Origin of the sequence: Paraburkholderia sp. GAS82 (assembly GCF_050436285.1) — a bacterium.
In the GTDB taxonomy this organism is placed as follows: Bacteria; Pseudomonadota; Gammaproteobacteria; order Burkholderiales; family Burkholderiaceae; genus Paraburkholderia; species Paraburkholderia phenazinium_B.
Genome location: NZ_JBNDLX010000007.1, coordinates 380,515 through 392,609, shown reverse-complemented (window position 1 = coordinate 392,609; position 12,095 = coordinate 380,515). Strand labels below are relative to the sequence as shown.

At 62.2% G+C, this 12,095-nt stretch carries 10 protein-coding genes; 5 read left to right on the top strand and 5 right to left on the bottom strand.

Annotation, left to right across the window (positions count from 1 at the left end):
* Window positions 1-10 precede the first annotated feature (10 nt).
* The 3 genes from deoA (at window position 11) to P3T17_RS23570 (ending at window position 2,842) form a co-directional block, all read left to right on the top strand.
* Entirely contained in the window at window positions 11-1,330 is a 1,320-nt protein-coding gene (gene deoA / locus P3T17_RS23580) for a thymidine phosphorylase (protein WP_429409115.1), read from the top strand.
* Between the two features lie 43 nt (window positions 1,331-1,373).
* Complete coding sequence (locus P3T17_RS23575) at window positions 1,374-1,790, top strand: cytidine deaminase (protein WP_429409114.1); 417 nt, start codon at window positions 1,374-1,376, stop codon at window positions 1,788-1,790.
* Between the two features lie 77 nt (window positions 1,791-1,867).
* Window positions 1,868-2,842, top strand: a complete 975-nt coding sequence (locus P3T17_RS23570; protein ID WP_429409113.1) for a nucleoside hydrolase — start codon at window positions 1,868-1,870, stop codon at window positions 2,840-2,842.
* 74 nt (window positions 2,843-2,916) lie between these two features.
* Here P3T17_RS23570 and P3T17_RS23565 read toward each other — a convergent pair whose 3' ends face one another.
* Complete coding sequence (locus P3T17_RS23565) at window positions 2,917-4,245, bottom strand: aspartate aminotransferase family protein (protein WP_429409112.1); 1,329 nt, start codon at window positions 4,243-4,245, stop codon at window positions 2,917-2,919.
* 234 nt (window positions 4,246-4,479) lie between these two features.
* Here P3T17_RS23565 and P3T17_RS23560 point away from each other — a divergent pair, with 234 nt between their 5' ends.
* Complete coding sequence (locus tag P3T17_RS23560) at window positions 4,480-5,898, top strand: PLP-dependent aminotransferase family protein (RefSeq protein ID WP_429409111.1); 1,419 nt, start codon at window positions 4,480-4,482, stop codon at window positions 5,896-5,898.
* Window positions 5,899-5,907: 9 nt separating this feature from the next.
* Here the strand turns inward: P3T17_RS23560 and P3T17_RS23555 are convergent, their stop codons facing one another.
* The 3 genes from P3T17_RS23555 to P3T17_RS23545 form a co-directional block, all read right to left on the bottom strand.
* On the bottom strand, window positions 5,908-6,522 hold the full coding sequence (locus tag P3T17_RS23555) for a LysE family translocator (RefSeq protein WP_429409110.1): 615 nt from the start codon (window positions 6,520-6,522) through the stop codon (window positions 5,908-5,910).
* 113 nt (window positions 6,523-6,635) lie between these two features.
* A complete protein-coding gene (locus P3T17_RS23550; RefSeq protein ID WP_429409149.1) occupies window positions 6,636-7,622 on the bottom strand; it encodes a porin in 987 nt (328 codons plus the stop codon).
* 38 nt (window positions 7,623-7,660) lie between these two features.
* Complete coding sequence (locus P3T17_RS23545) at window positions 7,661-10,105, bottom strand: glucose/quinate/shikimate family membrane-bound PQQ-dependent dehydrogenase (RefSeq protein WP_429409109.1); 2,445 nt, start codon at window positions 10,103-10,105, stop codon at window positions 7,661-7,663.
* Between the two features lie 226 nt (window positions 10,106-10,331).
* Between P3T17_RS23545 and P3T17_RS23540 the strand changes: the two genes are divergently transcribed.
* Complete coding sequence (locus tag P3T17_RS23540; protein WP_429409108.1) at window positions 10,332-11,120, top strand: phytanoyl-CoA dioxygenase family protein; 789 nt, start codon at window positions 10,332-10,334, stop codon at window positions 11,118-11,120.
* An 80-nt stretch (window positions 11,121-11,200) separates the two neighbouring features.
* Here P3T17_RS23540 and P3T17_RS23535 read toward each other — a convergent pair whose 3' ends face one another.
* The gene (locus tag P3T17_RS23535; protein ID WP_429409107.1) at window positions 11,201-12,079 is read right to left on the bottom strand and encodes a LysR family transcriptional regulator; all 879 of its coding nucleotides are present in this window, start codon (window positions 12,077-12,079) and stop codon (window positions 11,201-11,203) included.
* Between the last annotated feature and the right edge of the window lie 16 nt (window positions 12,080-12,095).

Sequence of the window (12,095 nt, the reverse complement as noted above, 5' to 3'; positions counted from 1 at the left end):
GCTGATCATTATGTCGTTGACGCAGGAAATCATTCGCAAGAAACGCGACCGGCAGCCGCTGAGCCGTGATGAGATCGGCGAATTCGTACGGGGTGTGGTCGACGGCAGCGTCGCGAACGAGCAGGTGGCCGCGTTCGCGATGGCGGTGTATTTCAACGACATGAGCGTGGACGAACGCGTTGCGCTGACGCTGGCGCAGCGCGATTCGGGCCAGGTGCTGTCCTGGGACGCGTTCGGTCTGCCGGGCCCGTTGATCGACAAGCATTCGACGGGCGGCGTCGGCGATCTGACTTCGCTGTTGCTCGGCCCGATGGTGGCCGCCTGCGCCGGTTTCGTGCCGATGATCTCCGGGCGCGGTCTCGGCCATACCGGCGGGACGCTCGACAAGCTCGCGGCCATTCCCGGCTATAACCTGGTTCCTGAGGCGCGGACGTTTCAGCGGATCGTGCGGGAAGTGGGCGTGGCGATCATCGGTCAGACGGCGCAGCTCGCGCCTGCCGACAAACGGATCTACGCGATCCGCGACGTAACGGCGACCGTCGAATCGATCGCGATGATTACGGCGTCCATCCTGTCGAAAAAGCTTGCGGCAGGGCTCGAAGGGCTGACGATGGACATCAAGGTCGGCTCCGGCGCTTTCATGCCGACCTACGAGCAATCACTGGAACTGGCGCGCAGCATCGTCGAGGTCGGCAACGGTGCAGGCATGAAGACGACCGCCGTGCTCACCGATATGAACCAGCCGCTGGCCCCCTGCGCAGGCAACGCGCTGGAAGTGCGCTGTGCGATCGATTATCTGACCGGGCATCGTCGTCCTGCACGCTTGCATGAGGTCACGCTGGCCTTGGCCGCGCAGATGCTCGTACTGGGTGGCCTCGCCAGCGATACCGCGCAAGCCTGTGCAAAGTTGAACGCGGTGCTCGATTCCGGCGCCGCGGCGGAGCGCTTCGCGCGGATGGTGCGAGCGTTGGGCGGGCCCGCGGATCTTATCGGTGCGCCCGAGCGTCATCTGGGGCAGGCGGCGGTGATCGTGCCGGTTACTGCACCTCGTGCAGGGTATGTGACACATATCGATTGCCGCGCGCTGGGACTGGCGGTAGTCGGGCTCGGTGGAGGCCGGCGCCGCCCCGATGATGCGATCAACTACCAGGTCGGTTTGACAGACGTCGTTGAACTCGGACAATACGTCGAAGCGGGAGCGCCGTTGGCACTTGTTCATGCCAGCGACCTTCCTGCCGCCGAACGGGCGGCCCATGACATCCTGACAGCGTGCACGCTCGCCGAGACCGCTTCGCCCGTTCCTGCTACCGTGTACGAACTGATCAGCTGAGTAACCGAACAACGCGGATTCCTGACCCCGATGCGGAGGAGTAGTGACACACGAACATCTGATTGACGAAGCCCGCAAAGCTCGCGAGCTTGCGTATGCGCCTTACTCGCGCTTCCTGGTCGGCGCTGCGCTTGAGACAAACGACGGCAAGATTTTCCATGGTTGCAATGTCGAGAACGCTTCGTACGGCCTGTGCAATTGCGCGGAACGTACGGCGTTTTTTAGCGCGGTGGCAGCAGGTTATCGTCCGGGGCAATTCAAAAGCCTAGCTGTGATTGGACAAACCGATGGCCCGATTGCACCCTGTGGCGCTTGCCGTCAGGTGATGATCGAACTGGGCTCGCCCAAACTCGAAGTCGTACTGAGCAATCTGGATGGCAAGGTCGAAGTGACCAGCGCCGCCGCATTATTACCGGGCGCGTTCTATCTCGAACCGGACGGCGGCGCGTCTGCAGCTTAGCGTCAGGCATGGCGACGTGCGTTTCACATGCACGCTAAAGCGGTCCCATACGCAATCAACATGAGTGCCCAACCATCATGCACAAGGTAATTTTCGACACCGATCCCGGTGTCGATGACTCGATGGCGCTGGTGTTCCAGACGTGTCATCCGCAGATCGAGTTAATCGGCGTGACGTCCGTGTTCGGCAACGCGACGATCGAAACCACGACCCGCAATGCCGTGTATCTGGTCGAACGCTTCGCTGACCCGGGCGTCGTCGTGGCGCGCGGCGCAGCAAAGCCGCTGCGCAAGGCCGCACCCGAGCCGATTCCGCATATCCACGGGGAAAATGGCCTCGGCGACATCGAGCTCCCCGATATGCCCGACGAGGGCCGTGCCCGCCTCGACGCACGCCCGGCGCATCGTTTCATCATCGACGAAATCCGCAAGCATCCGCACGAGATCAACCTGATCGCGGTCGGGCCGCTCACCAATCTCGCGCTCGCGCTGCAGGAGGACCCGGAGATCCAGCACCTGGTCAAACAGGTGATCATCATGGGCGGCGCGTTCGGCATCAACGGCGTGTTAGGCAATGTGAGGCCATGTGCCGAAGCGAATATTTCTGCCGACCCGGACGCAGCCGATCAGGTCTTCACCGCTGCGTGGAAAGTCACGGCGGCAGGGTTAGACGTGACGCAAAAGGCCATCATGAACACGGCTTACCTCGAGCGCATCCGTCAGCACGGCGGCGAGGTGGGGCAGTTTATCTGGGACGTGTCGCGCTCATATGAGCAGTTTCACGTCGACAGTTCCGGCGTGCAGGGCATCTACGTGCACGATTCGTCCGCGGTTGCCTATCTGGTGGCGCCTGAGCTTTATCAGATCCGGCGTGGCGCGGTGCGCGTGGTGGTGGAAGGTCTCGCGATTGGGCAAACCGTCCAGAAGCCGGAGACGATGGGCGTGCCGGCGCCCGACTGGGATGACGTGGCGAAGCAGGATGTGTGTGTCGACGTCGACGTAGAGGGCTTTCTGCAACTCTACTTCGAGACGATCGTCGGCAGGGCCGGCTAAACAGATCGGGCAGCGGTGCCTGACGGCACGTAGCCGCGGGCGCTGCCCGATACCTCAAAGTGTTGCCGCAGTTCTTACTGCACCGTGGCGAGCACGTCGCGCACGGTCTTGAAGATGTGCTGGATCTGCTCTTCGCTGATGATCAGCGGCGGCGAGAACGCCAGAATATCGCCCGTGAAGCGGATCAGCACGCCGGCCTCGAAGCATTTGACGAAAGCCTCATAGGCGCGTGCGCCCGGTGCGCCGTCGCGCGGTTCGAGTTCGATCCCGGCGATCATGCCGAGATTGCGAATGTCCTTCACATGCTTCGCATCGCGCAGTGCATGCGCAGCGGCTTCGAACGCGGGCGCCAGCGACGCGGCACGTTCGAACAGGCCGTCGCGGCGATACAGGTCGAGCGTCGCCACGGCCGCCGCAGCCGCAACCGGGTGCGCCGAATACGTATAGCCGTGGAACAGCTCGATCGCACCTTGTGCGCCGGCATTGACGACCGTGTCGTGGATGTTTCGGCTGGCGGCCACCGCGCCCATCGGAATCGAGGCGTTATTAATGGCCTTGGCCATCGTCAGCAGGTCCGGCGTGACGCCGAAGTATTCGCTGGCCGTCGCTTTGCCCAGACGCCCAAAGCCGGTAATGACTTCATCGAAAATCAGCAGGATGCCGTGCTTCGTGCAGATATCGCGCAGCTTCTGCAGATAGCCTTGCGGCGGAATCAGCACGCCCGTGGAGCCGGCCACCGGTTCGACGATCACCGCGGCAATCGTCGACGCGTCATGCAGCGTGACGATGCGCTCGAGTTCGTCGGCCAGATGCGCGCCCCAGGCGGGCTGCCCCTTCGTGAATGCATTGTGTTCGAGGTTGTGCGTATGCGGCAGATGATCGACCGCCGGTAGCAGCGCGCCAGAGAACGTCTTGCGGTTCGGTGCAATGCCGCCTACCGAAATGCCGCCGAAGCCCACGCCGTGATAACCGCGTTCACGGCCGATCAGACGCGTGCGCTGAGCTTCGCCGCGCGCACGGTGATACGCCAGCGCGATCTTCAGCGCCGTATCCACCGATTCGGAACCCGAGTTGGTGAAGAAAATCCGGTCGAGGCCGGCCGGCATCAGTTCGGCGACTTTCGTTGCCGCTTCGAACGCGAGCGGGTGGCCCATCTGGAAGGTCGGCGCGAAATCGAGCGTGGAAAGCTGCTGGGTGATTGCAGCGACGATCTCGTCGCGGCCATGGCCAGCGTTCACACACCAGAGTCCGGCACAGCCGTCGAGCACCTCGCGGCCGTCCGTCGCGCGGTAGTACATGCCCTTGGCCGATTCCAGCAGGCGCGGCGAGGCCTTGAACTGGCGGTTGGCGGTAAAAGGCATCCAGAAAGACGACAGATCGTCGATGACGGGGCGCGAAGTCATGGTGTTTTCCTCGAAGTGGTCCCCCGAGGAGATTTCCTTCGGGGCGTTGCCGTTGCGAAACTGTAGCGTCCGCGGTTAAATGGAGGACATAAACAGTTGATGCACTGCGCTGCTAACTGTGCAGGTCAAGTTGCTGAAACTGTGCTGGTTGCTTGGGCGTCCTGCAACTCGCCTCACTTGCCCATATTGCACTCCTTTTGCCGTGACTCCGCTCGCAACCTTGCTTTCGCCCCAATGATCGAACTCCAACTGGAACGCGGCCGCCGCGCCGCGCCCACCCTCGTCGAGCAACTGGTGCAAGGGTTTGCAAGCGCCATAGAAGGACAGTCGTTGCGGGCCGGCGCGTTGCTGCCGTCGGTGCGGCGCCTGGCGGCGAGCCACGAGCTGAGCACCTTTACCGTGACGGAGGCCTACAACCGTCTTGTTTCGATGGGTCTGGTGGTCGCGCGCCGGGGTTCGGGCTATCGGGTGGCGTCGCGCGCGCAGGCCGCGCGCGTGAGCGCGACCGACTGGCAACCGCCCAGCCTCACCGCGACGTGGCTGCTGTCCGACGTGTTCGCCGACCATTCGGTGCCGATCAAGGCAGGCGGCGGGTGGCTGCCGAACGAATGGATCAACGAAAGCGGCCTGCAGCAGGCGTTACGCTCGATGAGCCGGGTGCCGGGGCCACGCATGGGCGATTATGGTCATCCGTACGGCTTTGCGCCGCTGCGCGAGCGCATCGCCGGGCAACTCGATCGCCACGGCTTGCCGGTCGAGGTTTCGAATGTGCTGCTGACGCAAGGTGCGACCCAGGGACTGGATCTGATCGTGCGGACCTTGCTTCGCGCGGGCGATGTGGTGATCGTCGAAGATCCCGGCTACTGCAACCTGCTACAGATTCTCAAGCTGGCGGGGCTGGTCGTGTACGGCGTGCCGCGCACGCCGGCGGGCGTCGATACGGATGTCCTCGAAACCCTGGTGGCCGCGCATCGGCCCAAGGCGATTTTCGTCAACACGACGCTGCAGAATCCAACCGGCGCGACCTTTGGGATGGCCGCGGCGTTCCGTCTGCTGCAGATTGCGGAACGCGCGCGCATGTGGGTGATCGAGGATGACGTGAGCCGCGAGCTCGCTCCGCCGGGTGCGCCGTTGTTTGCTGCGATGGAGGGTTTGCAGCGGGTGCTGTATGTGGGTGGATTCTCGAAGACGGTGACGCCTGGGTTGCGCTGCGGCTATGTGGTGGCCGAGCGCGACGTGCTGCGCGAACTGGCACGCACCAAGATGGCGGTGGGGCTGACGTCGTCGGAAACGATCGAGCGGATCGTCGACAAGGTGCTGCTCGAAGGGCGCTACGCGCGTCACGTGGAGGACGTCAACGAACGGCTCAAGGCCGCCCATGCGGTGGTGGAAGAGCGGCTCGATGCGCTGGGGTTGGAGGTGTTTCACCGGCCGCGTGCGGGACTCTTTCTGTGGGCGCGTTTGCCGGTCGAACCGGAGCGTGCAGGAGAGGTGGCGACGGCCGCGCTCGCTCACGGCATCTGGCTCGCGCCGGGCTCGTATTTCCGGCCGGATGATGCGGCGAGCGCGTGGTTCCGCTTCAACGCGCCGTATTCGACCGAGGACGCGTTGTGGCTGTTTATCGAGCGCGTGGGTAAAGGGAAGCTCGATTAACCCGGTCGATTAACCCAGCAGACGCGCCGCGATCGGATACAGCGTCAGCACGAGCGACAAGGCCATCGCTATGTTGAAGATGCGCAGCCGTTTCGGGTCCGTGAGCACTTGTCGCATGGCCGTACCGAACCCGGCCCACAGACAGATGCAGGGCAGACCGATGACGTAGAACACCACTGCCATCAGCATTACATTGCTGCCGAAGTTTTCGCTCACGTGAATCGTCGTGACGGCGGTCAGCACCATCATCCACGCCTTCGGATTGACCCATTGAAAGGCGATCGCTTCGTAAAATTTCATCGGGCGGCGCTCCCCGTTGCGCAGTTTCACCTCGCCCGACGTAGCGATTTTCCACGCGAGATACAGCAGATAGGCGACGCTGGCGATTTCCAGCACCGAGTACAGCGCCGGGAAACGGTGGAATGCTTCGCCGAGCCCGAAACCGACGCACAGCATCAGCAATACGACCCCGGCGCTAATGCCGAACACATGCGGGAGCGTGCGGCGAAAGCCGAAGTTGACCCCCGAGGTGAGCAGCATCGTGTTGTTAGGCCCCGGCGTGATGCTGGTGACCAGCGCGAACAGGATGCCGGCGGGCAACGCACTGAGGGATTCGAAAGACATGGGGGTAACTCCGGTGACGATACGCTTTTACGCAGTCTATCGGCCAGAGCCGGTACAGTAACGGTACAGATTCGATGATGGCATCCGGTACAGATTGTCCTTCGCCACGGGTTCTAGAACCGGTCGATCATCCCAAACTGGACGCCGCGCACAGGCGCACCCGGATAAGCCGGCGCGAGCCCGGTCACGTCGACACCGCGCAGCGTGAACTCAGCGTCAGCACGATTGCGCAATATGCCGGCGCTCGCGTACAGCATCATCCTCGGCGAGAGGTCGTATTCGCATTCAGCGCTGAACTGGTCCGCGTTGTTGTCGCCACCCGACCGGTCTCGCATATAGGTGTAGCCCAGTGAGGCCCGCAGGCGCGTCGAGACCGCGTAGCGCGCCGACACCGACATGCCGTCGTCGTGATAACGCGGCGATCCGCCGTCGCCGTTGAAGAACGACACGAAAGCGGTCGTCTTGCCGATCACGTATGACACGCCGCCGAGATTCGCGCGCAGTCCTGTGTCGCCTGAGGTCTGCTGGTGAGCGTACGAAATGTGGAATGGCCCGTTACGGTAATCGAAGGTCTCGTAGTTGCCGGATAGACCGTTGCCGTTGCCGCTTTGGGGCAGTGCGACCATCAAGGTCGTCGTGAAGCCGTGCAGATCGGGCGACAGATACGCGAGGCCGTTGTTCGTATACGGCGTGATCTTCGACAGGTTGTTCAGTCCGGATGCAATCGTGCCTGCGCCGAATGCGTCGAGTTGTCCTTTGAACGGAATGTAGATCGGCGAGTACTGGCGACCGAGCCGCACTTCGCCCCATGGCGCACCAACGCCGATCCACGCCTGGCGGTTGAACAGGGTGCCCGCCGTCGCCAGTGCGCCGTTGCCCGCATTGAAACCGTTCTCGAGATCGAACAGGATGCGCGTATCCGAGCCGACCTGCTCTTCGCCGCGCAAGCCTACCCGCGATCCACGATATGCGCCCGAATCCACTCGTGGTGTCCACGAAGAGCCGGGGTTGGTGATTTCGATGCTGGTATCGATCAGACCATATAGCGTCACCGAACTTTGCGCGTAGGCGCACCGGGCGCCAGCGCCCAGTGCAAGCAGAACGGCAAGCGAGCAGACCGCGTGTTTACGCACGCGGATCAGTTCCCGTCAGGCAATGCGTAGGCGATGACATAGTCGCCCAGTTTCGTGCCGAACGAGCCATGTCCCCCAGCGGCAATCACTACGTACTGCTTGCCGTTGATTTCATAGCTCATCGGCGTGGCCTGACCGCCTGCAGGCAAACGGGCCTGCCACAACTGCTCGCCCGTGTTGGTGCTGAAGGCGCGGATATAGTTGTCCGCGGTGGCGCCGATAAAGAACACATCGCCCGCAGTTGTCATTGGACCGCCGAGCATTGGCATTCCCATCTTGAACGGAAGAGGTAGTGGTGAGCTGTCGCGCACGGTGCCGATACGCTTCTTCCAGACGATCTGGTTGGTCTTCAGATCGATTGCGGAGACATAACCCCAGGCCGGCTGCTTGCACGGCAAACCGAGCGGCGACAGGAACGCGTTCAGCGTCACGCCGAACGGTACGCCGTACTGCGGCTGAATACCGGATTCGGTGCCGCTGCCGCCCGCATCGCTTGCGGCCGGCTCGATAGGATTGCCCGGACCACGCGGCATCAGCCTCGATACGAACGGCAGGGCAATCGGGTTGGCAATCGCGATCTGACGATCGGTGTCGACAGCCATGCCGCCCCACTCGAACATGCCGAGGTTGCCCGGGAACACCAGGGTGCCGTTCACCGATGGCGGCGTGAACGTGCCGTCATAGGTCAGGCGGTGGAACATCACGCGGCACACCATCTGATCGAACATCGTTGCGCCCCACATGTCTGCGCCCGTCAATTTCCTGCTTGGCCGGAACGTCAGCTCGGAGAACGGCTGGGTAGGCGAGACGTGATCGCCAGGCGCGGCTCCTTGCGGGACAGGCTGTTCCGGAGCCGGGACGACCAGCGCGCCAGTGCGGCGATCCAGTACAAAGATGTTGCCTGTCTTTGCGGGTGCGTAAACCACCGGCACGACGTTGCCCGACTTGTCGGTGATGTCGGCCAGCGTGGGCTGAGCCGGCAGGTCCATGTCCCACAGATCGTGATGCACGGTCTGATAGAACCAGGCGAGCTTTCCGGTCGAAGCGTGCAGCGCGAGCAGGCCGCTTGCATAGCGCTCCTCCTCGGGCGTACGGTTGCCGCCCCAGATATCCGGTGTGGTCACGCCCATCGGCAGGTAAACGATATCGAGTTTGGCGTCGTAGACCGCGGGCGCCCACGAATTCGGCGAATTCAGCGAGTAATGCTGCCCTTCGCCGGGAATGACGTTCGGATCCTTGTTGCCCGGATCGAATGCCCAAAGCAGCTTGCCGGTATTGACATCGAAGCCGCGGATCACACCGGAAGGCTCGCGGGTCGAATAGTTATCTGTCACCGCACCCGCGATGACGATGACCTTGTCGGTCACGATAGGCGGAGAGGTGGGTTCATATTGACCGGGCGTGGTCACCGGCTGGCCATGCTGGAGATCGAGGTCGCCATGGTTGGCGAAATCCGGGCAGCGTTGACCCGTTTGCGCATCGAGCGCGTACAGGTGGCCGTCGTTGACCGGCAGAAGCACGCGGCGCGCGCAAACCGCCGGGGCGGCGCTCGAGGCCGTCGTTTGACCGTTGTTACCGGTATTGGCAGCGGTCGAGGCCGTTGTTTGACCGCTGTCATCGGTACTCGCCGCGGTCGAGTCGTAGTAAGAGACGCCACGACATGTCACGTGCTGGAAGCTCGGATCCGTTTTCAGGCCAGGGTCGAATTTCCACGCGAGCTTGCCCGTTGCAGCATCCAGCGCGAACAGGATCTGGTGTGGCGAACACAGGTAGAGCATGTTGCCCACCTTGATCGGTGTGACTTCGTTGGTCGTCTCGACCGGGTCGGTCGCACGCTTTGTATCACCGGTCTGGAATGTCCATGCAACCTGCAGATTCTTCACGTTGTCGGCGGTAATCTGCTTGAGCGGCGAGTAGCGCGTGCCGTGCTGCGTGCGGCCGTAGGCAGGCCAATCGGCATCGGTGCCGCCCGCCGCCGGGGTTGCGGACGATGCTGCACTGGCGCTCAGGGTTCCGTTGATTTCCTGCGGATCGTTGAAGGACGCGTACACGAGCACAATGCCGCTGAGAATCAAGGTGGCGCCCAACGCCAGTGCCGCGGACTTCGCAGGGGCGTCGAGGGTGCGATAGACAAACGGGAGCAGCAGCCAGATGCCGAACACAACCAGCACATCGAGTCGTGGCGTCAATGCCCAGAAGTCGAAGCCGGCTTCCCACACCGCCCATACGATGGTGCACAGCAGCAGCAGCGCATACAAGCCAAGCGCGCTCGCGTTCCGGCGGTAAAGCAGCGCGGCCGTCACCAGCATGACCAGGCCGGCGACGACATAGTAGGGCGACCCGCCGATCGAGATGAGCCACGCCCCGCCGATCAGCAGATACAAGCCGGCGAGGGCTGCGAACAGAACGCTGAGGAGATGCACTAAGCCTGACGATGCCCGCTTCTGCATGATGTAGACCCCTTGGATTTCTATAGGAACATGAGACCGCCGGAGAGCAACCCAAGCCAGACGCAAAAAAAGTGCCACCCCTGGGACGAGATCAATTTGTATCGGGTGTACGTCTGCCAGTAAGCAGTGTAAGCGGGAGTTCGTTCAAGGCGAAACCACTATTCACCAGGATTGATCTATCTGAGCCCGCTTGTTAGCCTTATAGAACTTACACGGGGACACTCTGATGCGTTACTCAAACGAGGAACACGATGCGCACGCGCGGACATTCGATCGCGATGGGATGGTGCTCCTGAAGCAGCACTTTTCAAAGGAGACGCTCTCGGGCTGGCGACAGGCCTTCGACGGCATCCTTGCCCATAGATTGCAGGAGAACGCAACGGCTGTGCGCGGAGCCAACCGGCACTACATCACGTTGCCGTTTGCCGGCGTGTTCGCGGATGAAAGCATATTCTGCGACCCTGACGTACTGGCTATTGTCGAACGCGTTGCAGGTGAAGACCCGGTCATGTGCCAACTCGCGACCGACACGCCACTACGCGGGTCGACGTATCAGGACGTTCATCGCGACACACCTGCCCTGTTCGACAACGAGCCGGAAACGCCGTCGTTTCAACTCGCTGTAAATTTTCCGCTTTGCGACGTCACCGCAGATAACGGCCCGTTCGAAACGACGCTCGGCACGCACCGAATGAACTCGGAAGACGCGATGCGGGCATATGTGGCGGGGGAGATTCCGTTGCATGCCATTCCGATGGAACTCGGCGACGTCATGATTCGCGACGTCAGAGCGTTGCATCGCGGTACGCCAAACAACACGGACGCCCCGCGTCCGATGGTCGTCATTGGATACAGTCGAAGCTGGTATTTCAGGCCGGAAGTGCATATCGACGTTCCGTGCGACGTCTTTCAACGACTTGGCCCGAAAGCAAAGCGATTGCTCCGGCACATGCCCCAGGTCGACGACGCCGGCGCCTTCCAGAGTGCCGAGAGTTACCTCAAATTCGCCTACTGACGTTCGTCATGCCGGCTTTACTTATGCTCCGCAGCCGCGTTGCTTGACCCGAACCGGCGGAGTAGCGGCAAGCGCTCAACCTAGCGCGTATTTGCTCCGGCATACTTAATAAATTCGCGGACAGCATAGGAACGCTCATGTCGCCGGAACGTAAGGGCTATCTCCGAGACAACAGGTTTGCCGCCAAGCGGTCGATAGACCACGCCCGGTAAGTTCAGGCAGTCGCACAATGTGCGGGGCACGACGGCCACAAAGCTTCCAAGCGAAACGCACGCGAGTACCGCAGCCAGCGGGCCGGGTCTCGGCCCCAGTTTTGGCTGGAAGCGTCCACGTCTGCCCACTTCGAATGTGCCGAACTCCTGCTCTGGAAGCGCGAAGCACGCCTCACGCAGTTGCGACGGATTGATGACCGCATGATCTGCAAGCGGTGAGTCGTCCGGAAGGGCCAGCACGAACTCGTCCTGATAGACGCTGACGGCCCTTATTTCGTCCGGAAAGTCCAACGGCGGCCGTATGTACGCAACGTCGAGCCGGCCGTCGGTAAGCATCCCCGGAATCTGGGTCATCGGTGCTTCGATGAGCACGACATCCACTTTAGGGCGGTGCTTCCGGAAGCCTCTTATGGTCTTCTGCATGATCCCCGCAAAGGCCGCCGAGGCTATGAAGCCAATCTGGATGCGACCTAGTTCGCCTCGTTCCGCCAGTTCAGCGAGTTCCTGACCGCGCTGAAGCGAGGCGAGGGCGGCTGTCGCTTCGGGCAAGTACGCTTCGCCCGCCGCTGTCAATGCAACAGAGCGCTTGGTCCGGTGGAACAGACGGACCTGGAGCAGCCGCTCCGTCTCCTGGATCTGCTTGGTAAGGGACGGGGGCGCGATGCCGAGCTCTTCGGCTGCGCGAGCGAAATGGAGGTGTCTCGCGACCGCGATGAAGCAGCGAATGTGGCGTAACTCGAGTTTCACAGTGTTAATCCTTTTG